This window comes from Vibrio nigripulchritudo, from assembly GCF_027924785.1.
Taxonomy (GTDB): Bacteria; Pseudomonadota; Gammaproteobacteria; order Enterobacterales; family Vibrionaceae; genus Vibrio; species Vibrio nigripulchritudo.
The window spans coordinates 1,719,252-1,741,760 of sequence record NZ_AP027050.1 but is presented as its reverse complement, the minus strand read 5'-3'; the positions used below and the strand labels follow the sequence as shown (position 1 = coordinate 1,741,760).

Annotated in this window: 20 protein-coding genes; 12 read left to right on the top strand and 8 right to left on the bottom strand. The window is 45.3% G+C overall.

Going from position 1 to position 22,509, the window contains the following annotated elements:
• The first annotated feature begins 125 nt into the window (after positions 1–125).
• Positions 126–1,616, top strand: coding sequence for a glycerol kinase GlpK (glpK, locus tag QMG91_RS26140; RefSeq protein ID WP_022592683.1), 1,491 nt, complete (start codon positions 126–128; stop codon positions 1,614–1,616).
• Positions 1,617–1,724: 108 nt separating this feature from the next.
• On the opposite strand, the gene QMG91_RS26135 is transcribed toward glpK, so the two are convergent.
• Entirely contained in the window at positions 1,725–2,939 is a 1,215-nt protein-coding gene (locus QMG91_RS26135; protein ID WP_281830947.1) for an aspartyl protease family protein, read from the bottom strand.
• Positions 2,940–3,321: 382 nt separating this feature from the next.
• Here QMG91_RS26135 and QMG91_RS26130 point away from each other — a divergent pair, with 382 nt between their 5' ends.
• From QMG91_RS26130 to kdgR, 4 genes are all read left to right on the top strand, one after another.
• Positions 3,322–4,329 carry an ABC transporter permease gene (locus tag QMG91_RS26130; RefSeq protein ID WP_004408021.1) on the top strand — a complete coding sequence of 336 codons (1,008 nt, stop codon included), beginning with the start codon at positions 3,322–3,324 and terminating at the stop codon, positions 4,327–4,329.
• 2 nt (positions 4,330–4,331) lie between these two features.
• Positions 4,332–5,495: an ABC transporter permease gene (locus QMG91_RS26125; RefSeq protein WP_022597957.1), complete on the top strand. Its 1,164-nt coding sequence runs from the start codon at positions 4,332–4,334 to the stop codon at positions 5,493–5,495.
• Positions 5,495–7,195 (top strand): dipeptide ABC transporter ATP-binding protein, encoded by a 1,701-nt coding sequence (locus QMG91_RS26120; protein ID WP_004400686.1) that lies wholly within the window; start codon positions 5,495–5,497, stop codon positions 7,193–7,195. Before QMG91_RS26125 ends, QMG91_RS26120 begins: the two co-directional genes overlap by 1 nt.
• Positions 7,196–7,757: 562 nt before the next feature.
• Positions 7,758–8,546, top strand: a complete 789-nt coding sequence (kdgR, locus tag QMG91_RS26115) for a DNA-binding transcriptional regulator KdgR (protein WP_022561856.1) — start codon at positions 7,758–7,760, stop codon at positions 8,544–8,546.
• Positions 8,547–8,587: 41 nt separating this feature from the next.
• Here kdgR and QMG91_RS26110 read toward each other — a convergent pair whose 3' ends face one another.
• A complete protein-coding gene (locus QMG91_RS26110) occupies positions 8,588–9,511 on the bottom strand; it encodes a LysR substrate-binding domain-containing protein (protein ID WP_022597952.1) in 924 nt (307 codons plus the stop codon).
• Positions 9,512–9,613: 102 nt separating this feature from the next.
• Between QMG91_RS26110 and QMG91_RS26105 the strand changes: the two genes are divergently transcribed.
• Complete coding sequence (locus QMG91_RS26105) at positions 9,614–10,741, top strand: alanine racemase (RefSeq protein WP_281830944.1); 1,128 nt, start codon at positions 9,614–9,616, stop codon at positions 10,739–10,741.
• Between the two features lie 2 nt (positions 10,742–10,743).
• The gene (locus tag QMG91_RS26100; RefSeq protein WP_281830942.1) at positions 10,744–11,667 is read left to right on the top strand and encodes an ornithine cyclodeaminase family protein; all 924 of its coding nucleotides are present in this window, start codon (positions 10,744–10,746) and stop codon (positions 11,665–11,667) included.
• A gap of 475 nt (positions 11,668–12,142) precedes the next feature.
• Here the strand turns inward: QMG91_RS26100 and QMG91_RS26095 are convergent, their stop codons facing one another.
• The gene (locus tag QMG91_RS26095) at positions 12,143–13,039 is read right to left on the bottom strand and encodes a LysR substrate-binding domain-containing protein (protein WP_281830940.1); all 897 of its coding nucleotides are present in this window, start codon (positions 13,037–13,039) and stop codon (positions 12,143–12,145) included.
• 461 nt (positions 13,040–13,500) lie between these two features.
• Here QMG91_RS26095 and QMG91_RS26090 point away from each other — a divergent pair, with 461 nt between their 5' ends.
• A complete protein-coding gene (locus QMG91_RS26090; RefSeq protein WP_281832743.1) occupies positions 13,501–14,523 on the top strand; it encodes a helix-turn-helix domain-containing protein in 1,023 nt (340 codons plus the stop codon).
• A gap of 39 nt (positions 14,524–14,562) precedes the next feature.
• Here the strand turns inward: QMG91_RS26090 and QMG91_RS26085 are convergent, their stop codons facing one another.
• The 4 genes from QMG91_RS26085 to QMG91_RS26070 form a co-directional block, all read right to left on the bottom strand.
• A complete protein-coding gene (locus tag QMG91_RS26085; protein WP_281830938.1) occupies positions 14,563–15,588 on the bottom strand; it encodes an alpha/beta hydrolase family protein in 1,026 nt (341 codons plus the stop codon).
• A gap of 127 nt (positions 15,589–15,715) precedes the next feature.
• Positions 15,716–16,297 (bottom strand): NAD(P)H-dependent oxidoreductase, encoded by a 582-nt coding sequence (locus tag QMG91_RS26080; RefSeq protein ID WP_281830936.1) that lies wholly within the window; start codon positions 16,295–16,297, stop codon positions 15,716–15,718.
• A gap of 30 nt (positions 16,298–16,327) precedes the next feature.
• Positions 16,328–16,861 carry a cysteine hydrolase family protein gene (locus QMG91_RS26075; RefSeq protein ID WP_281830934.1) on the bottom strand — a complete coding sequence of 178 codons (534 nt, stop codon included), beginning with the start codon at positions 16,859–16,861 and terminating at the stop codon, positions 16,328–16,330.
• Between the two features lie 63 nt (positions 16,862–16,924).
• Complete coding sequence (locus tag QMG91_RS26070) at positions 16,925–17,527, bottom strand: LysE/ArgO family amino acid transporter (RefSeq protein ID WP_223097952.1); 603 nt, start codon at positions 17,525–17,527, stop codon at positions 16,925–16,927.
• A 199-nt stretch (positions 17,528–17,726) separates the two neighbouring features.
• On the opposite strand from QMG91_RS26070, the gene QMG91_RS26065 reads away from it, so the two are divergent.
• A complete protein-coding gene (locus tag QMG91_RS26065) occupies positions 17,727–17,861 on the top strand; it encodes a hypothetical protein (protein WP_004405896.1) in 135 nt (44 codons plus the stop codon).
• Positions 17,862–18,174: 313 nt separating this feature from the next.
• Here the strand turns inward: QMG91_RS26065 and QMG91_RS26060 are convergent, their stop codons facing one another.
• Entirely contained in the window at positions 18,175–19,131 is a 957-nt protein-coding gene (locus QMG91_RS26060) for an alpha/beta hydrolase (RefSeq protein WP_281830931.1), read from the bottom strand.
• 269 nt (positions 19,132–19,400) lie between these two features.
• On the opposite strand from QMG91_RS26060, the gene QMG91_RS26055 reads away from it, so the two are divergent.
• The 3 genes from QMG91_RS26055 to QMG91_RS26045 are packed head-to-tail and all read left to right on the top strand — an operon-like array spanning position 19,401 to position 22,484.
• Positions 19,401–20,399 carry a Gfo/Idh/MocA family protein gene (locus tag QMG91_RS26055; RefSeq protein WP_281830929.1) on the top strand — a complete coding sequence of 333 codons (999 nt, stop codon included), beginning with the start codon at positions 19,401–19,403 and terminating at the stop codon, positions 20,397–20,399.
• A 6-nt stretch (positions 20,400–20,405) separates the two neighbouring features.
• On the top strand, positions 20,406–21,887 hold the full coding sequence (locus QMG91_RS26050; RefSeq protein WP_281830927.1) for an SgrR family transcriptional regulator: 1,482 nt from the start codon (positions 20,406–20,408) through the stop codon (positions 21,885–21,887).
• A 6-nt stretch (positions 21,888–21,893) separates the two neighbouring features.
• Positions 21,894–22,484, top strand: coding sequence for a Crp/Fnr family transcriptional regulator (locus tag QMG91_RS26045; protein WP_022561838.1), 591 nt, complete (start codon positions 21,894–21,896; stop codon positions 22,482–22,484).
• Positions 22,485–22,509 lie beyond the last annotated feature (25 nt).

Here is a 22,509-nt window from a genome sequence, read left to right as displayed (position 1 = left end):
CAAGTTCACAGTTATTCATTTACACTCGATTAACCTTTGAGTGTTTTATTGCGAAAACGAACATTTGATGGAAGAATGAACATCAATTTTCAAGAATGGTAATGAAAAAGGAACACGGAGCACTCATGGAAGTTCGCAACAAAGTCATCGTTGCCTTAGATCAGGGAACAACCAGTTCTCGCGCTATTATCTTCGATCAGGATGCCAACATCCTGAGTACCACCCAGCGCGAGTTCAGTCAGATTTATCCAAAAGCCGGATGGGTGGAACACGATCCAATGGAAATTTGGGGAACCCAGCGTTCTTCTCTCACCGAAGTGCTCGCCCAGTCGGACATCGATAACGAACAGGTAGCGGCAATTGGTATTACGAACCAACGTGAAACGACCATTGTCTGGGATAAACACACAGGTCATCCGGTGTATAACGCCATTGTCTGGCAGTGCCGCCGAACTGCTGAAACTTGTGATGCCATTAAAGCCGAGGGGTGGGGTGAATACATTCAGAAAACCACTGGGCTGGTCATTGATGCGTATTTCTCTGGTTCCAAAATACAATGGATTCTCGACAATGTTGAAGGCGCGAGAGAGAAAGCCGAAAACGGTGATTTGCTGTTTGGAACGGTCGATACCTGGCTTATCTGGAAGCTGACCAATGGTAAGTCTCATGTCACTGATGTTTCTAATGCGTCTCGATCCATGCTGTTTAATATCCATACGCTGGAGTGGGATGAAAAGCTGTTGGAGCTGTTTAACATCCCCCGCAGCATGCTGCCAGAGGTGAAATCATGCAGTGAAGTCTATGGCTATGCCAGCATAGGTGGAGGCTCTGAGATTCCAATTTCAGGCATCGCAGGGGATCAGCAGGCTGCGATGATCGGTCAGCAGTGCTTCACAAAAGGCATGGTGAAGAACACGTATGGGACGGGGTGTTTCCTTCTGATGAATACCGGGAATCAAGCCATTCATTCCAAACACGGGTTGCTGACTACCATTGCGTACAAGATTGGGGATGAAATCGCCTACGCATTGGAAGGCAGCGTATTTATGGGTGGAGCTACCGTTCAATGGCTGCGTGATGAACTTGGTTTGATCCGAGATGCGTCCGATACCCAGTATTTTGCTGAAAAAGTAGAGGACGCGAATGGTGTGTATTTAGTGCCAGCGTTTGTCGGTTTAGGCGCACCTTACTGGGACCCGCATGCCAGAGGAACCTTGACTGGATTAACGCGCGGAACCAATCGTAACCACATTATTCGTGCCACTCTGGAATCCGTCGCTTATCAAAGTCGGGACGTGCTGGAAGCTATGGAAGAAGACGCAGGTATTAAACTGAATCAGGTTCGTGTTGATGGCGGTGCTGTAGCCAATGATTTTCTGATGCAGTTCCAGTCGGACATTGTTCATACCAAGGTTATTCGTCCTTCTGTGACCGAGTCTACTGCATTGGGTGCAGCGATTTTGGCGGGGCTGGCAGTTGGGTTCTGGAAAGACAAACAGGAGCTGGACAGCAAACGCCAGATCGACAAAGTGTTTTCACCTCAGATGGATCGAGAAACTCAAACCAGACTCTATAAAGGCTGGAAGAAAGCGATTCGTCAAACCCAGACCCAGTAAAAAAAATACCCAAGTGATTGCTGTTTCAATCACTTGGGTATGTACACCTTAGCATCGGATAGTTTTCAGGACTCCAGGTCAACAGGCCCTAAACAACCTCAAACAAACCTACCTTTCCATTTTTATGATCTCATGAGTGTTTCCACGCAGTACCTTGAGTTCCAGAGTCTCTCCGTCACGAGCGTTCGGTAGCCAGCGTAAGATTTCGCAATGTTTTTCAGGATCAATATAGGTGGTATCGCGGTAGTTCACTTTCAGAATCCGGTCTCCTAACTGAAGACCTGCCGATTCAGCAAGAGAAGGTGATTCCAAGAAGCTAACATACAGGGAATTTAGCTCACTGATGGCTGTTTTGTATCCCCAACTTGTTCGTTCTTTACGCCTTTCCTGAAATTTATAGAAATACGCATCTCTATTTGGGTAATCGAGCGTTACGATGTGGTTCTCCAGTAGCTTGGCACCGATCAGAGAAGGAGGGGTAGTTCTTGTCCAGGCATGGAAGTCTTTCAGTTCAAGGCCTCCAACCTCCATACTCTCAATTGGAGTTTGGTAATACACGGTGGATTCTGCCTGTCCGCCAGCAGATTCTCCAAACGAGCCGTGTCCCTCAATTTTGGGGTTGGACAGCACACCATCGGTAATCATCTGATTAAGAGCAAGCTGGTTAAGTTGCAAAACTTCCGTGTTACCTGTGTCGAACATAAGGTTGTCGGTAAACTTGTCATTAATTCTGTGTTCCAGAATCGGGTGGTGAGGATAGCCGGATTCTTTCAAAATCGCGCGCGCTGCGCCTTTTGTGTAATCAAGTTTTCGCACGTCGCTGGTGATAACAATTTCACTGTCTTTGAAGTTGAGCTGCCAGGCAGCAAGCGGGAGGATCTCTGCACCAATGATGCCACCATCCAAAAAACACTTCGCAGAAGGCAGACCTGACGGATCAAAGATGAAAACCGGAACGTTTCTGAATGCCACATCACCAATCTCGATAGAGTCTGCAATGGAAATATCCATCGAGACGAGATTGTTATTCGCATCTCTTCCCTTGTTGGTATCCATGACTTCCAGACCAAGTTCGTCGGCAACCTGTTTGGTTAAAATGGTTGGTGAACCCGTATCCAGAATAAAGCTGTAGCGCTTGCCATTGATGCTGGCATAAAGGTGTGTTTTGTTTCCAATGGTAAGAATAGGAATAACAGAGTGAAAGCTCTTAGTTTCTGTATACGGCTTAGTTAACAGAACTTCGGACAAGTCACTTTGTTGAGTATTGCTTGTGCAGCCAAGCAAAAGTACGACGCTGATGAACATTATTGTAAGTTTTTTCATAGTAGTTCCTGATTGGTCCGTATCGGGAATGTACACAACTTGTTTTACAGCATTCGCTAGATAGATTTTGTCGTAAAAGCGAGACTGCTAATATATTTGACCTTCCTCTTACAGAACACACCTCGAATCCCTCGTTACTGATAGAAATATTTGGCGCTGATCACGCTTCGCAAGATTTTTGCTGATGTGACTGGCAAAAATATGAAAAAGCGTTTCAAAAATATTATTTAGTGCGTTCTAATAAAATTGCACAGGGGAAAGGACGCTTTTCAACGTGCACATAGACTCGTTTTCTATGCTCAACGCCTAATGGTTGGGTTACAGAACAATAAGCAGGGTCGTCAGACCCTAGCCACAACAGGTTTCGAAGTTAAGGAACAATATGAACAGCTTTCTTCTGTTTGCTGGTAAACGGCTGGTGTCGATACTCGTCACCATATTCGCTGTTTCCATTGTCGTGTTTGCGGTGATCGACTTGCCGCCCGGCGATTTCGCCTCGTCTAAAATTGCAGAGCTCCAGTCCATGGGGCAAACCGTTGACCCCGAAATGATTTACACGCTCAGGGAAATGTATGGGTTGGATAAACCTCTCCTTGAGCGTTACGCCAACTGGATGATTGGTCTTATGACTGGTGATCTTGGTATCTCCCTCACCAACAACCAACCAGTCTGGGACACCATAGAGCCACGAATCTGGCCAACAGTGTGTCTGGCACTTGCTGTGTTCCTGTTTCAGTTCTTAGTGGCTATTCCAATTGGTATGTATTCTGCTCTGCGCCAGTATTCGTTTGGCGATTACGTGGCGACTATCTTTGGCTTTATTGGTATGGCAACGCCTAACTTCGTGATTGCCATCATCGCGCTTCTGATTGGTTATTACAGCTTTGATACCGTGGTTTCCGGTCTGTATTCAGAAGAGTTTCTTGATCAGCCAATGTCATGGGCGAAGTTTATGGATGCCGCATCCCGAAGCTGGATCTACATCTTAGTGGTCGGAACCGCCGGTTTGGCGGGCATCATCCGAATCATGCGTGCCAACCTGCTGGATGAATTGAAAAAGCCTTACGTGAAAACCGCGCGAGCTAAAGGGCAGACAGAAGCCAAACTTATCATGAAGTACCCAGTTCGCATCGCGATCCTTCCTATAGTTTCTACGATTGGCTGGATGCTACCAGCTCTTTTAGGTGCAGACATCATTGTTAGTCAGGTGATGAACATTCCTACGCTGGGACCTCTGATGCTTTCTGCATTGCGCGCTCAAGACATGTACGTTGCGGGTGACGTCCTGCTCATCATGTCCATCCTCACAATTATCGGTACCCTGATTTCTGACCTGCTGCTGTACTGGGTTGATCCCCGCGTACGCGTTGGCGTGTCGAAGGAGTTTTAATCATGACAACGTCTACTATGAATTGGTTTGGAAAGCTGCTTAGCCGCAAGAAAAAGCAGCCATTGGATCTCAGCACAGCCACGCAATGGCAACTTATCAAGATCAAGCTGCGTCAGCACAAACTTGCGTGGTACAGCATCTGGTTCCTTGCGGTGATTTACTTTGTCGCTATGTTTGCCGAGTTTTTCGCACCGTTTGACCCAAGCGAAAACTGGCGTCGATACACCTATGCACCCCCGCAGTCTGTAAGCCTGTTTGAAAGCACGGATGATGGCTGGCGCTGGGCTCCGCATCTGGCGTTTTACAAGAGTAAAACCGACATGCGAACCCTGAAACGCCATTACACTCTGGATGAAAGCAAGAAGGTGTACTTCGAGTTCTTTGGTAAAACCGAGAAATATGAACTGATGGGCTTTATTCCAATGACTTACAAGTTCATTGTGCCTGAAAACCCAAGGCAGCCTTTCTTTATCCTAGGTTCAGACCGAATGGGACGCGATATGCTGTCTCGCCTGATCTACGGTGCGCGAATTTCTCTGTCTGTCGGTCTGATGGGGGTATTTACGACCTTTGTTCTGGGTATATTAATTGGTGGTATTTCTGGTTACTTCGGTGGTGCGATCGATAACTTCATCCAGCGCAGCATTGAGTTTATGAAGTCCATTCCAACACTGCCTTTGTGGATGGCGCTGTCTGCTTCTCTGCCTTCAGAATGGAGTTCTCTGACCAAGTATTTCCTTATCACTATCATTCTGGGTTTGGTGTCCTGGCCCGATATGGCGCGCGTTGTGCGAAGCCGCTTTATGTCTCTTCGTAGTGAAGAGTACGTCGCCGCAGCTTGGTTAGATGGCAACAGCCCATTTGAAATTATTCGCCGTTACATGGTGCCGAATTTCCTTAGCCACATCATTGCTGTCGTCACTTTAGCAATTCCAGCCATGATTCTGGGTGAAACCGCGCTGAGTTTCCTAGGTCTTGGCCTGCAGGCACCAATGGTTAGCTGGGGGGTACTGCTTCAGGAAGCGCAGAACATCCGCGCACTGGCTGAAGCATCCTGGCTTCTTATTCCGGCCGCAGCAGTAGTGGTGGTCATTCTGGCGATGAACTTTGTTGGCGACGGTCTGCGAGATGCGTGTGACCCATACCATGATCAGGGAGCAAAATAATGTCTGAGAAAATCCTACAAGTAAAAGACCTCAATGTGAGCTTCCCGACCAGTACGGAGCATTTCCACGCGGTAAAAGGCGTTTCGTTTGACCTGTACAAAGGCGAAACCTTGTCAGTGATTGGTGAATCAGGCTCTGGAAAGTCAGTAACTTCCAGTGCCATCATGCAGCTTCTTGACCGCCCCGGTCGTATCGATTCGGGCGAGATTCTGCTGACGACAGATTCTGGTCAGGTAATCGACATTACTCAGATAGACCCACGAAGCAAAGAAATGCGCTCGTTGCGTTGTTTTAATTTCTCTCTGGTATCGCAAGAGCCGATGGCAGCATTAAGCCCGGTGCATACGGTTGGCGACCAGATTAAAGAAGTGCTATGTCTGGTTGATCCGGATATCTCAAAAAAAGCGGCGCACGATCGAGCCGTTGAACTGCTGGCTCAGGTACAGATGCCGGAGCCGGAAAGCTTAATCAATAAGTACTCGTTTGAATTGTCAGGCGGTCAGCGACAGCGCGTCGTGATTGCCATGGCAATCGCCACCCGCCCGGACATTCTGATTGCCGATGAGCCAACCACAGCTCTGGATGTGACCACACAGGCAGAAATACTGGAGTTGTTCGATCAACTGCAAAAAGAGATCGGAATGGCGATTCTGTTCATCACCCACGACTTAGGTGTGGTTGCCCAGATCTCGGATCGCGTCGCGGTAATGGAAAAGGGCGTGTTGGTGGAATGTGGCGATGTGCGACAGATCTTCGAAAACCCTCAGCATCCCTATACCGTTAAGCTGATGCATGCCACGCGTGCGTTGGAAAAGCCGTCGAAAGTGAAAAAGCCGTTCCAGCTTATTGAAGGGAAAAACGATCAGCCAATTCTTGACGTGATCAGTGTAACCAAAGAATTTGAAAAACCGGCGAAGATGTTCCAGAAGAAACAGATCATGACCGCGGTAGATGATGCCAATCTGGTGCTTCATCCCGGTGAATCTCTGGGCATTGTCGGTGAGTCTGGTTCAGGTAAAAGTACTTTGGGACGCGCCATTCTGGGAATGGCACCTGCCACATCGGGTTCTATTCAATATGTGGATAAAGAAAATGGTATTGAGCTGGAGTTATCAGATTACAAACGTATTAAACGCGATCCACTGTTTGCGGATTTGCGTCTGATTTTCCAGGACCCTTGGTCGTCATTAAATCCGCGTATGACGGTATTCGATATTATTGAAGAGCCGCTCAAGCTACTTCGCTCTGAAATGAATGCAAAACAACGCGAAGAGCGCGTCAGGAATATGATGAAGTGGGTGGGCTTACCACCGGAGTTTTCCAGCCGTTATCCGCATGCGTTTTCCGGTGGTCAGCGACAACGTATCGTGATTGCACGCGCTCTGGTTACCTTACCAAAGGTGGTGATTGCCGATGAAGCGACGGCGGCACTGGATGTATCGCTGCGATCTCAGGTACTGGATCTGTTGATTGAATTCCAGAACACCTATGGCACGGCCTTCATTCTGATTACTCACGATATTGCCACCGTTAAGTACTTCTGTGACCGCGTAATCGTGTTGCAGCAAGGACGAATTGTGGAGCAGGGGAGTGTGGAAGAGGTCATTCATAACCCGACTCAACCTTATACGCGGGAACTGATCGCGGCCGTTCCTGTGGCCGAGCTTCCAGATTCCATAGAAAGTGAGCACGTCGCATAACCTTTATTTTGGTACAAGAAAGCCTCCATGTTTGGAGGTTTTCTGTTTCATTCGCGGTAAAAAATCGGCTTAAATTTAAGATTTCGCTGGGTATAGATATGCATGAATATGCGACGATAAGCCGCAGATATAAGATTGGAAATCGTTTTCTTTATGCATAATTACGCATTTTTAAAATTAATTTAATAATGAATTAATTGGGTTTAGTTTATAAATTTATAAGATAAATACGAACATAGAATAAAATGATTGAGCTGATAAAAGAGGTTTAAATCATATTGATAGACAGTTTATCGCACATTAAAATTGATGCATTTAGGCGTTATAATCCTGATAATTCATTATCTTATTAAAAAAAATTGAACACCTACCAAGTCAGAGTTCAAAAAAAAGTTTATGACTCTTTTTTTTATAGAACATTATTTTAAATTGAATTAGTTAAATTTGGGATAGTGGTAATTTTTCATTTATGTTGAATTCTTGAAATCAGAAGACAACCCGATGACTTTGGCAGGGGACGCTGAAGTATTCCACCCATAACCAAGCTATACGTGGAGTAATAATGACAACAACAAAACAACCTGAATCGGTATCTTCGGTTCTAAAGACATTTGGGATTTTACAGGCACTGAGTACGCAAAAGGACATTGGTATCAGTGAATTAGCTCAACGGCTTATGATGTCGAAGAGCACAGTTTACCGTTTCCTACAAACAATGAAGACACTGGGTTACGTTTCTCAGGAAGGGGAAAGTGAGAACTACTCCCTGACGCTGAAATTGTTTGAACTTGGCGCAAGTGCCCTAGAGTATGTTGACCTGGTTGACTTGGCAGACATTGAAATGCGCCGTATTTCTGACCTGACCAATGAAGCCCTGCACTTAGGTGCGCTGGATGGTGATGGCATCATCTACATCCATAAGATCGATTCTAAATACAACCTTCGTATGCAGTCTCGAATTGGTCGCCGCAATCCGTTACACACGACCGCGATTGGTAAGGTACTGCTAGCTGAGCGAGACGAAGAAGAAACGCGCAATATTCTTTCTTTTGTTGAATTCACTAAATCAACGGAAAACACCCACGAAGATGTGGAATCACTTCTCGCTGAACTTCCTCAGGTAAAAGAGCAGGGATTTGGTGAAGATAACGAAGAACAGGAAGTTGGGCTTCGCTGTCTTGCTGTTCCCGTTTATGACCGATTCAATCAGGTAATTGCTGGCATGAGTGTGTCACTGCCAACGATTCGTTTTACTGAAGAGAAAAAAGTGGAATACATTGCCGAGCTTCATGCGGCAGCAGCGCGAATTTCTCTCAAGCTAGGTTGCAAAGCTTACCCGCACGGAAAGTAATTAACCTGAAATCGGGATGAAAGGTTAGCTAGAGCGGAGGTCTACCCTCCGCTTTTGTTGTTCCAGGGAGCGCCAGACAAGCGCTCTTTGAGTAGCGCGAGAAAACCGGATGTTCGGCCAGATCGTTCTGAACGGTGAGTGCTGAGCAAGGCTATGATATCTGCATTTGGCAGTTGGTAGTTTGGCAGCACTCGTTCTAGTTGACCACTATTGAGCTGTGGCTGGACATCCCATTCCGATCTCATGATGATCCCCATTCCAGCTATCCCCCAGTCTTTGACGACTCGTCCCTCGTTACTCGCCATTGCGGGATCAATTCTTACGGTTTCTTCTTTGCCATTTTCAGGGTTGGTAAACGTCCACAACGTAACATCTTCGTTATTTTCTCTCAGAGCAATGCACTGATGGCTTCGCAGGTCCTGAGGTGCTTCAGGGGAGCCTTTGGTTTTCAGGTATTCGGGTGAAGCACATAAGAATCGCTGATTTTTAGCCAGAGTAACCATTCGAAGTGTCGAATTCGGCAGCTTGCCAATAAATATGATGATGTCCCATTTGTGATGGTGAGACCAGGTAGGGTTGTCGGAAAGCTCTAATTCGACTTCGAGCTTGGGGTGCATAGTTTTGTATTCTGCCAGCAGCGGCGTCACATAGTCATTGCCGAACCCAAGTGGCGCAAGGACGCGCAGTTTTCCACTTACCTCTGTTTTGTTTTCATCCAGCAGCTCCTGCAACTCATCCAGATGATGAAGAATGGATGCGCCTTTATCGAGTAACAGTTGCCCCTCCTCTGTCAACGACACGGTTCTGGACGGGCGCTGAATAATGGTAATAGAGAGCTTCTTCTCTATGTTCTGCAGCCTGAGTGTGACGGAAGGGGGCGTAATGTTCAGAGATCTCGCGACATCGGATAAAGTCCGATGGCTGGCAACCACCTGTATGAATCTTAAATCCTCTGTGGTGATCATTTGGTTTAAACCTAATTAATGTCTTAAATAATGTAAATTTTAGTCTAAATAACTTTCTTCCATACTACAAAAATTACCTGAGTTTCGAATATGGAAGTCAACATGAAAAACAATACAAGTACTAGGCTCAGCCCTCCAATCACGCCTTACCTGAGGCTGGATAAACCTAAATTTCTCAGCAATATAGATAGATTGAAACGACGCCTTGAAAGCTCTGGCGTTGCTTTGAGACCTCATTTGAAAACCGTTCGCTCTATTGAAGCCGCGCCTTATCTCCTTGCTGACTTTGATTCACCTGCCACGGTTTCTACTCTGGCGGAAGCCGAAGCTCTGGCGAAGGTGGGTTATAAGAACTTTCTTTATGCCGTTGGCGTGTCAGAAGAAAAACTGCCCCGGATAAAAGATCTGATGGAACGGTATCAGGCGAATATCTCTGTGATTGTCGACACCATCGAGCAGGCTGAATTTTTAGCGTCCTTTGCTAGTGAAAGTCGATGCCCAATTCCCGTGTTGATTGAATTGGACTGTGATGGTCACCGCGGTGGAATCAAAGCCGACTCCTCTCAGTTGATTGCCATTGCGAACACAATTGCATCCAGTTATGCCGTGTTTCAGGGCGTACTGGCGCATGCGGGAGAATCTTACTTCTGCCAATCCCCACAAGAACTTAAAAATGCAGCAAAGAACGAGATCGAATGCGCGAATTTGGCGATTGATCGCCTCAAAGCACATGGAGTGGAATGCCCAATTGTCAGTGTTGGTTCAACACCAACTGCTTTCTACGGCGAGGATTATACGGGCATCACTGAAGTTCGGGCTGGAGTGTATTGCTTCTTCGATCTGGTCATGAAACATGTCGGCGTCTGCCAGTGGCAGGATATTGCTTTATCTGTGGTGACGACCGTGATTGGTCACAACGAGGAAAAAGGCTGGCTCATTACCGATGCTGGCTGGATGGCGCTCTCATCCGATCCGGGTTTGAACGCTGACTGCTTCGGTTTAGTGACGGATCACAATGGGAACCTGATACCTGATATGCAGGTGACGCTTTTGAATCAGGAGCACGGCATTATTCAGCTATCGGATGCCTCTTTGGATGCTTTTCCCATCGGGACTCAACTGCGAATCTTGCCCAATCATGCCTGTGCAACAGCAGCGATGCATCTGGAATATCAAGTCGTTGACGAGATGGGAAATATCGAAATCTGGAACAGAATTAAGGGGTGGTAACAATGATTCATTTAAGTGAACAAGAAACAAGGAAGTTGATCAGTCACTCGCTGGCATACGAGGCGATCAAGGCGGCGTTTAAATCAGTTAATGGAGATGCCCAACTTTTCCCTGTTGTGAATGCGGAAGGTGCAGAGGAAGGGACGATGTTCTCTCTTAAATCTGCGTCGACTTCTGATGTCTGTGGGTGGAAAACGGGCAGCTATTGGCCTGGGAACGTGGAGCAGGGGATACCTTGTCATAGTACGGTCATATTTCTGCTGGATCCGAAAACTGGGCTTTTGATGGCGACGGTGGAAGCGAGTGAAGTCAATGCCTATAGAACAGCGGCGGCAAATGCGGTGGCGACAGATGTTCTGGCAAGATCAGATGCAGAAACACTCACTGTGTTTGGTACAGGTCATCAGGCGTTTTATGAAGTCTGTGCGATAAATGAAATAAGAAACATCAAGCAAGTCATGGTGGTTGGAAGAAGCAAAGAGAAATCGGAAGCGTTGATAGCCAAGCTACGTAAACAGGGTATTGATGCATGCCATTCTACCTCCAAAGAAGGATGTCAAAGCTCCGACATCATTGTTACGGCAACGACCTCACAAGCCCATTTGTTTGAAGCCGACTGGGTTCGTGCGGGTACGCATATTTCGGCTATGGGAGCAGATAAAATAGGTAAGCAAGAGTTACCTACCGAGCTGTATCAAGACGCTGATTTGTTCTGTGATTATGAAAAACAGTCCAGAGTGATTGGAGAATTTCAACATGCGCCGAAAAAGAAAGACATTTCGGAGATCGGCGACGTTCTAAACCATTTCAAAGACGGTAGGAAAAATAGCGAACAAATAACACTATTTGATAGCTCTGGAATCGCGTTACAAGATTTATATATTGCAACCAGATTACTTCAGGCTTCAAATACAGAAAACAAGTGAAGGAGATAAAAAAGCAAACGTTTGTATTTTGTTAATGAAGCTAATATTTAAGTTAATACTTAACTAATATTCGTATTACTTAAAAGAGAATTCAGTTTTTACCTATTATCTAATGCCTCAATACGCGATATTCTAAAACGGTTAAGAAAAACACGTAAATCCGGGCTATATAGGGTTGATAACCCAGATTGGTGGTTTTCTTTATAATTCAAATAAAGAAACGTCAGGAGGTAAATTATGGTGATTCGGGTACTGCCAAAGGTAGTACATAGATGCTTTAACGCATTTACTTAAAGCTGCATTTACATTAATTAAAACAATTTGCTTGTGTGGAAATTAATCATGCAGCTTTAACAAACTCTGCTAACACAGCAGAATTACACGAAATTTTTATTAACACGCTACTACTAGTTCAGGTTCCCGCAAAAGCTTTGCGCTTCGTTCAGGTCCTTGAGCCATCATCCTTGCTGGTGGTTTAATGCAAAGCTTTTGCTTTTTTTCCTTCGGAATGAAAAAACGCTTTCAGCGCCTCCAAAACTACTTCCACCTTTTTAGGCACAGATCGGCTTACGGTTAAAGCCTGTACTTTGATATTCGGCCACTTCACGCCGCTTAACACTTCGCATAAATCACCGAGGTTTAAATGTTCGCGGACAAACTCCTGCGGTATAAGTGCTAACCCTTGCCCTGTTATCGCAAAAGCGCGAGCCACGAGATCATTGTTTACTTTAAAGCGAATATTGAGATCGCGTTTATCTTCAATGTTGGCAACGCTGCAAATGGTTTTTTGAGCGCAGCAGTCGGAATTGATTATCCAGTGGTGGTTGGCGATATCGACGATGGAATCTGGTGTGCCATAGGTATCAAGATAATGAGAAGAAGCACACACGACTCTTGGCATTTCCCCAAGAGGTCGATAGACCAGATTACTGTCTTTAGCATCGCCAAGTGTTATGGCAATGTCGATGTTTTCCTGAACAATATCTCTTGCTTCTTCGCCGGTAATGAGGGTCACCCTTAATTCAGGGTAGGCAGATAAACAGCTTGAAAGTGCATTGGCAATCACTTCTTGTGCCATGCCAGCAGAACACGAAATACGAACCTCCCCACGCACGCCTTCGCGGCAGTCGGACAGCTTTTGTTCCAGGCTTTCAAAATGGGAACGCATTTGACCATAACCTTGTAGCAAGATCTGACCTGCTTCGCTAACGGATAAACCGCGAGTAGAGCGATGTAATAATGTGACTCCCAGAGCGTTCTCTAATTGAGAGATATTTTGACTGATTGCAGAAGGGGACATACCAAGTCTTTTTGATGCTGCTGTCATACTTCCCGCACTTGCAACGACAGAAAAAATACAATACCGCTTCATATTCTCCAAAGTACTTCTCCCATAATAAAAATTGAAATACAAACTTATTCAAAAAATTTGAATATAGTCTGTAGAATTTTTAAAATATTCAATGGTAATGAAAACAGTTCACTTGAATTAAGTGAGTACAGAAATTAGGAATGAGTACGTGAAATGAATATCCATCGTTATACGACTTTCCTAGCTAAACGTTGTGTTTTGTATAGTTTTAAATCTCATTTTATAGATTTTATAGATTTAATTTCAAGTCAATTTTTTGAAAGGGAATTGTATTTCTCAAATAAACTATTGCACAAATAAAACAATGAATTTCATTGCAGAAATCGAGTGGAACAAGTGTCACAGAAAGTGACGTTTTCTCTGAGATTTGCCAGGTGAAAAAGTCGAGAACAAAGCATGTTTGTGTGTTGTAATGTGTTACAAAATTTAACTAAAACTTTCAGTTCGAGTGTTTTTTGACCATGCTGTCTATCCCTCTGCCCTTTGTTGTGGTTTTACTTCTGGTTGTCTTGTTTGCTTCATTGTCGCAGCGCAAAAACAAATCCTACCTGCCTGCGTTGATCTTTATTGCATGCAGTGCGGTCACAATTAGCCTGGTGGGGCTAAGGTGGACGACGGATTGGGAATGGGTCAGGAACATTCAACCCATAGTGGCATCATTAGTTCCACCTTTGACCTGGTGGTGCTTCACACACGCACTCTCTGGAAAGGGCAAGTGGCAACTTCTTCAAACCCCCGTGGTCGCCTGTGCGGCTTTGCTGATTTCTTATTCCCCAGCGCTTTATGGTTTTGTCGATGTATTTATCGTCTTGGTTTATCTGGGGTATGCGGTGGCGTTATTCCGACTCAATAAGCGTTCATCGGACGTTTGGGAAGGCGTAAAGTTTTCCCAAATGCCCGCGTTCAAAAGTTTACTTTACTTCGCCGCCGGTTTGCTCGCTTTCTCTGCACTGGTGGATATAGCGATAGTGGTCGATTTCGCTCTTTCAGAAGGGAAAAATGTGGTTGCCATCTTGTCGGTAGGGCACAGCTTAATCCTGCCCGTTCTCGCTTATGTTGTGACCGTAGCAAGTGGAAGCGTGGCGGAACCAAGTGAAGCGCTGCCTGTTGTCACTCAGGTAAAATCAACCCGTTTGGAAGAACAGGATGAAAATGAACATCAGGCAGTACTGGATGTGGTTCAGGAACTGCTTTCAGAGCACAATTTGCACGCTGATCCGAACTTAAACCTGAACAAACTGGCAAGGAAGGCTGGCATACCTTCCAGAAAAATCTCGTCTGCGGTGAATGCACTAAAGCAAAGAAACGTTTCCCAATTTATCAACGAGTACCGAATTCAAGATGCCATGAGACTTCTGGAAACCACTAATCACACCGTAACCGAAATCTACGAAATGGTCGGCTTTCACAGCAAATCGAACTTTAACCGTGAATTCAGCCGGGTAACAGAAACCACCCCAAGTCGATATCGCAAACAAGCTTAATCGAAATGGGCACCGATAATACTCGTGCCTAATATTTGTTTAGCGGCTAAATGCTGTTTCCAGAAACTGGATAATGGATTGGCTCATGGCTTTATGAAGTTCATGCCTTGAGCGCTCATTACCATCGTCGCAGACTATCCCGTCCCCTTTGTACTCTTCCTCAATGATAGCCCTGCCAGCAGGCTTGCAAATCTGCATAAAGCTGAAATGGGTTGCGTCTTCATAGCGTTCATAATGAGATAGCTGCGAAGGTATGGCACTGGCAAGGTAGTCCGATTCCAGCTCATGGGGCAGTTGTGCTGTGTTGGTTCCCGCCGCCTGAATCAGAACCGGAATAGCAATGTTACTCAGGCTGTCAGGGGAAAAGCCCCTCGCTAGCCCTAAGTCCAGCGATACCACCGCTTTGAAACGCTTGTCTTTTAGCTGGTTTTTTCCATTAGTCGGCTTATCTAACCCCATTTCTGGCAGCAATTCGCACACTCTGGGGTTTTCATACTTCTGGCATTCATTAGCGAGGTGTTGTGCGTCCACCTCGCCACCTGCTAGGTTGATAACTGTCCATCCACCCATAGAATGCCCAATCGCAGCAATGTGCTGAGAATCGATTTGGTCAGAAAAGGCTGAGTGGTCTAAAAGCCAGTTTAATGAGCGGGACATATCTTGTGGTCTTGCCCACCATTTTGCAGCCTGTTCTGGAGATGTATTAAATGTTGTTGTACCGGGATGATCGGGGGCTGCCACCACGTAACCGGATTTCACCAGTTCTGCTGCCAGCCAGTTGAGGTTTCTCCAACTGCCTCGATAGCCATGAGACAGCAACACCAATGGCGCTGGTTCAGGCTGAGTGGATTTTGCATTCTTTCGAACATCAATGCCTTCAAAAGCAATATTCTCTGCGACTCTTTCAATCGGAACGGACTGATCAACAGTGGGATACCAAAGAGTGATATGAAGATCTCGATCTTGTTCTTTCAGAGTGGTTTGCGTGAAGCCAACATCGTGACCAAAAGCCGATGTAACGGAAAGGGACAGTGCCAATTGCGCAAGGATTAAAGATGTTTTCATACTGGAGTCTCATATTAGGTGAATGAGCACTCACTATGATGGGGAAAGTAAACTCGGGCGTCCTAAATCACGATCCAGGACGCCCGAATACAGGATTTGATACCTGAGTTTACCAGGCTAACAGACCCTAGAGTGTACGCTTTACCTGTTTTAGGAACTGTTCAACTTTGTCTGGTGAAACAATTTCACTTTGATACAAAGAATGCATCCTGAACTTACACTTGCTGGCACAGGCTTCTAGCAATGCGTATTTCAGAATTTTGTATACTGGGCGTCGTAGCACAAACCTGTCAACCCACCAAGGAGCACCAAGTGTGGTGACTGCCGTAACCTTCTTCAGCTTATCTAAATTGGGGGTGATGGCTTTCATGTCTGGGGAATGGTTATAAGCATGACCGGGTACCCAAACGCGATCGAACCATCCTTTCAAAATGGCTGGAAAGTTGAACCACCAGGTCGGAAAAACGAGTACCAGATACTCTGTTTCTTCCAACTGGCGAATGTCGTCTGCGGTTTGTTCAGGCTGAAAGTTCTGGCTGTAATAGCTTCCTCGTTCAGATTCGCTAAGCGCAGGTTCAAAATTTTCTTGATAGAGGTCTTTGACCGTTACTTCATGGCCTTGTTTTTCTAGGTGCTCAATGACGTTTTTAGCCAGATACTGACAAAGGCTGGTTTTTAATGGGTGCGTAACCACGACCAGTGTTTTCATTTTCTCTCCCTGAGATTTATAGGTATACCTTTAGCTGATAATCGTTTCTACCTTAACGCTTTCGATCTTAACGCCGAAACTCCGTATTGAAGGCAGGGTGCAGTTATGGTGCTCTCGAATTACGGCACCGCTCGCATGAGGTTTGTCATGAGTGGTATGCGCGTCCGCCAACAGAGTGATGGGATACCCTAAACCAGCCGCACGGCGCGTCGTGGTATCGACGCAAAACTCTGTCGCGTAGCCGCAAACGTAAAGGTGGTCGATACTCAGATCGTCCAGTACCTCTTTTAGTTCCGTATTGTTGAAAGAGTCGGGAGTATTTTTGTTTACATACTTATCTGATTTCGCCTGAATCAGTTTTTCGTGAACTTGCCAGCCCGGGCTATGACGTTCAACGATAGAATCTGGCGCTTCGTGTCGAATAAAGATGACAGGGATATCGTTTCGGCGCGCCCATTCAGAGGCAGTATTGATCCTTTCTATGACTTCATATGCCTCGTAAGGCTGTGGTTCTGGCTCAATAAGAGCTTGTTGTACATCAATCACAATGAGTGCGGATTTCATGGGCATCCTTGGTTCTAAGGTTATTTTGACCACCACCTATTGCCGTGGCGGTCTGAGAGGCAGTTATTCCAATACCAAGCTGATGGCGATGGCAAGCATCATCACACCAACCAGAAACTCCAGTATTTTCCATGAAGTCGGCTTCTGGAACAATGGCTTAAGCAATCTGGCACCATATCCAAGGCTAAAAAAGAACACGAATGAGGCGTTGATCGCACCCAGAGCAAAATAGAGTTTTGTGGATTCATACTGGGTAGAAATCGAACCCAGCAAAACTACGGTATCTAAGTAAACGTGCGGGTTAAGCCAGGTAAAGGCTAAGCAAATCAGAACGGTTTTCTTCCATGACGATTCAGATTCTCCTGCCAGATTCATGGCATGGGATTCTTTAAACGCCGATTTGAAGCTCAGAAATGCATAGGTAAGTAGAAACGCAGCCCCGCCAAAACGGGCGACTTGTTCGATGATGGGGAATTGCTTAACCAAAACACCAAACCCCGACACTCCCAATGAAATGAGGATGGCATCTGAGCTTGCACAAACCAGACACACCAGAAAGACATGTTGTTTTTTGATGCCCTGTTTAAGCACAAAGGCATTTTGAGAACCGATAGCCAGAATCAAAGACAACCCAAGAGTAAAACCGGCTATGTACGTCGAAAGCATTTGAAATCCTTTTGTTATTGCTTATTGAAGAATAAGAATGCCTGAGAAATGACTAATTACTCAAATAGAAATTTTAATGGTATATAAGAATGTCTAAAGAAAGTAAAAATGTCCCTAAAGTATGCAGCAGATTGATTAAGAAAGGTCTTTAGGTTTTGCTATGATTTGTCGTCAAGATTTTTAGTTAAGGAAAAACAATATGAAAGCTTCTCTTATTGCCGTAGTAATGGCTCTTTTTCTCGGCGGTTGCGCCAAAACTTGGGATGGTGTGAAAGAAGATTCATCTAAGATCTGGAAAGACACCAAAGAGACGATTCACGAGGCGACAGAGTAATTGTATTTATACTCAAGTGACCTCAAGTTGCAGGGCTCAGAGCTTCATATACTGTTTCAGTTCTAGGAAGAGAATGCAGCGGAATGACGAGCCCTTTCCAAATTCTTTGACGACGACATGAGACAGTATATGAGCTCCCAAGGGCGAGTTTAACTGGCTTTCATACTTCGTTACCGATTCTTGATTTAGAACCACTAGATCTGCAAATCGGTGCCTTGCCTGAAAACCAGTTAACACTCGCTGAACCTAGCATCTTGAGGCTACTTGAGTATATGCTAAGTGCACAAACTCACTTAGCCTGATTTAACTTGCTCTAGAACCGATAGGCGTTTTTACGCTGATCGTATGTTAGCCCTTTGGTGTGTTCTCCCCGTTCACCATTGAGGACTAACTGAAAGAACCCTTTAACCACGTCGTTGGTATACACATGGAAAACACCATGCGTGTTATCGACATCCGGTCCATCCGTAAAATCAAAATACGCTGCGTTTTTCGCAGTCAGGTTATGTGCAGTTCTTCCCAGTCTGTCTTTTTGAAAGTTCGCATCAGACCATTTCAAAACACCATCATTTTCATTGATGGTGACATACACGCGTTTTCCCGCTTCAATGTTCTCCACCCAACATGCGTGGTCTGAATTATCAACGTCTGCCTGACACAAAACCACGTTATCGAAAATGCGGGTTTCATCTTCATAAAGGGCATTGTTCACGTAATTCTGGAACAGAAAATTACCGAGGCTGTAGGTCATCAGCGAGAATTTAGTGTGACAGGCTTTCAGTGCGTTTTTATCAAACGGAGCTTTAAGGTATGCGCCAAGTTTTTCGAGCGTGGCGTCTAGTGCACCGATAGACGCCAGCGCGTTTCGCTTAGCTGTTCGATACTCTTTGGTGACAAAGCCCCCCGGATTTGATGGCCAGGAAAATACGATCACTTCTACACCATAAAGCATTTCGATATCATGCGCTTTGTTTAAGCTGGATTCAAAAGACTGGTTGAATCCATGTACAAACAACACACCATTTTTTCCACTGGCTTGCATCGACTGCCGTAATTCGACCAGAGCGTGCTTCGAAGGTAAGTTTTGGTGAGTCAGTTTGGAGGGTTCTTTTAACATGTTTACCTGCCATGTATCCCCGTTTTTCTGTGCTTTCGCCAGCCGGACCTCGTTTGGTCCTTTACTGTTGAACCCTTCTCCAAAGGCTTGATGATCGCCTGTTCCGTTCACAAAGTGGCTTTTCTGAATATTTCGGTTGGTGATCACAAGCATGCTTCCTCCCTTCCCTGACGAGGTTGATAAATTGATGTTTATTTTATCAATAGGAGATAATCAGAAAGTTGCTATGCACTATTCAGGTTTTCAGTGTTTTTTCGTGCTCAAGCATGAGGATAAAAGTATTTGAGCTAATCAAGTAGCACGTAAGTATTGCCCTTTGGTTTGATAAAACTGGAACAGTTCCGCAGAATTGTTCCATATTTAAGTTCAACGTTCAGCGATACACTTTCTTAACTGTCTTGAGCTTAAGCATGGAGAAGAATATGCAGGAAAAGATTCAGAAGGTTCGCTGGGGAATTGCTGGGTTGGGCAATATCGCTCAACGATTCGCAAAGGCGCTGACGGAATATAGCAAGCAGGGTGAACTCTACGCTGTGGCAGCAAGAAGCCCAACTCGGGCAAGTGAATTTGGAAAGAACTACGGTTGTCAGCGGTGTTTTGGAAGCTATGAAGATATGGCTCGTGATCCCGGATTGGATGCGGTGTATGTGGCTACCGTTCACCCGTATCACAAGCCTGTTGTGGAAGTTTTTCTAAAGCACAAAAAGCATGTGTTGGTAGAAAAACCTGCATTTACCAATGTCGCCGACTGGCTGAAAATGCGTGCATTGGCGAAAGAAAATGGGGTTCTGCTGCTTGAAGCGATGAAGACAGTAGCGTTTCCAGCATATCGAGAATTGAAATCTTATTTGGTTACCAACCAATTTTCGTTGACTTCAATTGAAGCGGGTTTTGGCAATTATCACGACTTTGATTTGGACCTGTTTATTTTTAATCCAGATTTGTCAGGCGGCGCGACTCTGGATGTTGGCGTGTATGCGCTCTGGCTGTATTGCGATTTGTGTGACACGCTAGGAGAGAAAGTGCACTCACCTGAAGTGACTTTGAAAACCCATCACCCCGAATCCCAAGTCGATGAAGATGCTCGTTTTGAATTCCATCAAGGCGTGAAAGGGGAGATAGCCGCATCCATTGTGCAGAACCTTCCCAGACAAGCCATTCTGATAGGAAAAGGCGTCACCATTACCATTCAGGATAAATGGTGGAACCCACTAAACATTGACATTACCCATGGTACTGAAACTCTGTCTCTTACTACTCCGGAGAATGGCAATGGGTTTGAATACGAAATCGATCATTTCTCTGAACTGGTATTGCAGGGCAAGCTGGATTCCGACATTTTAAAACCTGCGATTACAGAACGGGTATTGAGGTTGATGGAAGAGGGACTCAAAACGTCTGGATACGGGCACCTAACTTAAAAAACAATGGAAAACCAAAGAAGAAAACTGGAAATATATGAAGGGATCTTTCGTGCGTACGGTCCGGGAGATTCTGCTTGTCAGCTCAGTGAACTTGCGGTGCTACTTCATGTTAGCGAACGTTATGTCCAGACACTTATAAAAAAGCTGGTGGCGCTGGGGTGGCTGAAATGGGAAGCGCAATCTGGTCGAAATAAAAAGGCGACCCTATCCTGTTTGAAAGAACCGATAGACGCGTGTTACCAATTAGCCCAACCAATGGCGGAAAGCGGCAGTGTGGATCAACTTCTGAACTTGCTTGGGTTTGGTGGACGTGATTCAGGCAAAGAGCTGGAAGCATTTCTATCGCGAAGCGATCCTGGCGTACAACGAACTCTGTACATTCCATTTCACCGAGAGCTGGAAAACCTACATCCCTTAAAGTCACTACGGCGGACTGAGCGATTCTTGGTGACTCAGGTTTGCCAGCGCCTGACCAGAATTACTCAAGGAGAGATAAAAGGGGATCTTGCCTATCACTGGCAAAGCAATGCCGACGGGACTTGCTGGCGATTTCAAATTCACAGTGGTGCCAAGTTTCACGATGGAACATCACTGACTGCCAATGACGTGGTACGTTGCCTCAGTGCTTTGATTGGCAGCCGTTACTGGTCTCGGCTCTACCAACATATCAATACCATTAAAGCCCTGTCTCCTGAAGTTATTGAAATACAGCTTAATGGCACAGACTGGCATTTACCGCGTTTGTTTTCACGAGCAGAAACGTCGATTTACAAATCGATTGTCAAAGGTGGTTTAGTGGGATCGGGTGCTTTTTCAGTTGCTGTATTTTCTCCCAAAATGCTTCGACTGGTTCGTCATACCGGCTATACCTACAAAGTTCCTTTCGTCGAACGTGTAGAACTTTGGGTTTACCCTGAATGGGCGGAAAGTAAAGTCTGTGCAGTTAACCAATTGTGCGTAAAGTTGCCTGAAAAAACGCAAAGAATAACCAGTAAAAAGCTCTCCACTTTTATTGAAATTCGTAATTCCAATTCCCTAGATGATTCAAATGAACGAATCAGTTTTGAAGATAACTCCGAGTGCAAAGCTATCTTTCAAAGCCGTCATCCTAAATCAGAGGGAGAAGAGGTGCCTTATGCTCAATACGACAAGGAATTCACCACCGTTTTCTGTAGCGTGATAGAGGAAGATGATTCATTCATATCCTGGCTTTCGTTCCTTACTTTGTTTCCGTTTAAACAGGGTGAATTCGATGTGGAGTTATGCAAAATCCGAAACACGCCAGATCTGAAAGAAGCAGAAAAGTACCTGACAAATTTGTTCCAGAGAGCGCAAAAAGAAGAAGTGCTCACCTTGCTAAAAGATGAGCCATTTCATTTAGAGATCTCACGCAAAGTCGAGAATACAATCGTCAATGGTTTTGGCTGGTGTGAACTTGGAGACGTTTGGGTATCGGATAATATGATACAAAACGGTTTTAAATAGGAATTGATGAAAGTGAAGCAGAATTCAGAAAGGTTAAATAGGTTTCTTAGTGCTGTGGTTCCAGAGCATCCACTGCCAGAAGAATCAATGGAATACTTTTCTGTTTTAGATCGAAAAGACAAAGAGCGGATTTTTTCAGAAGGAGAAACCGTATCCGATGTTCATTTTCTGCTTTCCGGTATTGGTCGCTACTTCTATCTCGATGCAGAGGGAGTTGAGCGCAACAAATCTTTAGTGCGGGCTGGAGGGGCTTTCACCAGTATCAGTTCCATCGTAGAGGGCAGCCCGAGCCCGCTTTATGCTGAAACCATTACTCCCTGCATAACCGCTTCCGTTCCATACTCCAAACTGGTCGAACTCTCAGAGTATGACCTTTTCTGGGCAACTTTCATCCGAAGAATTTACGAAAAACTGGTTTTGAAGAAAGAGCGGCGCGAAGCTGAGCTGTTGATGCTGGATGCAAAAACTCGCTACCAGAATTTTTTGGTGGAATTTGGTGACGAGAGCACTCAAATCCCGTTGCGCCATGTTGCAATGTATTTAGGCATTACCGATGTGACCCTTTCCCGGATTCGCCGAGATATGGGCTTAACATAGGTTAAGGTAGGCAAATCCTTGAACG

Excerpts from the sequence above, each read along its gene's own strand:
- QMG91_RS26055 (WP_281830929.1), top strand. The coding sequence starts at position 19,401 with ATGCAGGAAAAGATTCAGAAGGTTCGCTGGGGAATTGCTGGGTTGGGC.
- QMG91_RS26105 (WP_281830944.1), top strand. The coding sequence starts at position 9,614 with ATGAAAAACAATACAAGTACTAGGCTCAGCCCTCCAATCACGCCTTAC.
- glpK (WP_022592683.1), top strand. The coding sequence starts at position 126 with ATGGAAGTTCGCAACAAAGTCATCGTTGCCTTAGATCAGGGAACAACC.
- QMG91_RS26120 (WP_004400686.1), top strand. The coding sequence starts at position 5,495 with ATGTCTGAGAAAATCCTACAAGTAAAAGACCTCAATGTGAGCTTCCCG.
- QMG91_RS26065 (WP_004405896.1), top strand. The coding sequence starts at position 17,727 with ATGAAAGCTTCTCTTATTGCCGTAGTAATGGCTCTTTTTCTCGGCGGT.
- QMG91_RS26130 (WP_004408021.1), top strand. The coding sequence starts at position 3,322 with ATGAACAGCTTTCTTCTGTTTGCTGGTAAACGGCTGGTGTCGATACTC.
- QMG91_RS26125 (WP_022597957.1), top strand. The coding sequence starts at position 4,332 with ATGACAACGTCTACTATGAATTGGTTTGGAAAGCTGCTTAGCCGCAAG.
- QMG91_RS26090 (WP_281832743.1), top strand. The coding sequence starts at position 13,501 with ATGCTGTCTATCCCTCTGCCCTTTGTTGTGGTTTTACTTCTGGTTGTC.
- QMG91_RS26095 (WP_281830940.1), bottom strand. The coding sequence starts at position 13,039 with ATGAAGCGGTATTGTATTTTTTCTGTCGTTGCAAGTGCGGGAAGTATG.
- QMG91_RS26110 (WP_022597952.1), bottom strand. The coding sequence starts at position 9,511 with ATGATCACCACAGAGGATTTAAGATTCATACAGGTGGTTGCCAGCCAT.
- QMG91_RS26070 (WP_223097952.1), bottom strand. The coding sequence starts at position 17,527 with ATGCTTTCGACGTACATAGCCGGTTTTACTCTTGGGTTGTCTTTGATT.
- QMG91_RS26080 (WP_281830936.1), bottom strand. The coding sequence starts at position 16,297 with ATGAAAACACTGGTCGTGGTTACGCACCCATTAAAAACCAGCCTTTGT.
- QMG91_RS26050 (WP_281830927.1), top strand. The coding sequence starts at position 20,406 with ATGGAAAACCAAAGAAGAAAACTGGAAATATATGAAGGGATCTTTCGT.
- kdgR (WP_022561856.1), top strand. The coding sequence starts at position 7,758 with ATGACAACAACAAAACAACCTGAATCGGTATCTTCGGTTCTAAAGACA.
- QMG91_RS26045 (WP_022561838.1), top strand. The coding sequence starts at position 21,894 with ATGAAAGTGAAGCAGAATTCAGAAAGGTTAAATAGGTTTCTTAGTGCT.
- QMG91_RS26085 (WP_281830938.1), bottom strand. The coding sequence starts at position 15,588 with ATGAAAACATCTTTAATCCTTGCGCAATTGGCACTGTCCCTTTCCGTT.
- QMG91_RS26060 (WP_281830931.1), bottom strand. The coding sequence starts at position 19,131 with ATGCTTGTGATCACCAACCGAAATATTCAGAAAAGCCACTTTGTGAAC.
- QMG91_RS26135 (WP_281830947.1), bottom strand. The coding sequence starts at position 2,939 with ATGAAAAAACTTACAATAATGTTCATCAGCGTCGTACTTTTGCTTGGC.
- QMG91_RS26100 (WP_281830942.1), top strand. The coding sequence starts at position 10,744 with ATGATTCATTTAAGTGAACAAGAAACAAGGAAGTTGATCAGTCACTCG.
- QMG91_RS26075 (WP_281830934.1), bottom strand. The coding sequence starts at position 16,861 with ATGAAATCCGCACTCATTGTGATTGATGTACAACAAGCTCTTATTGAG.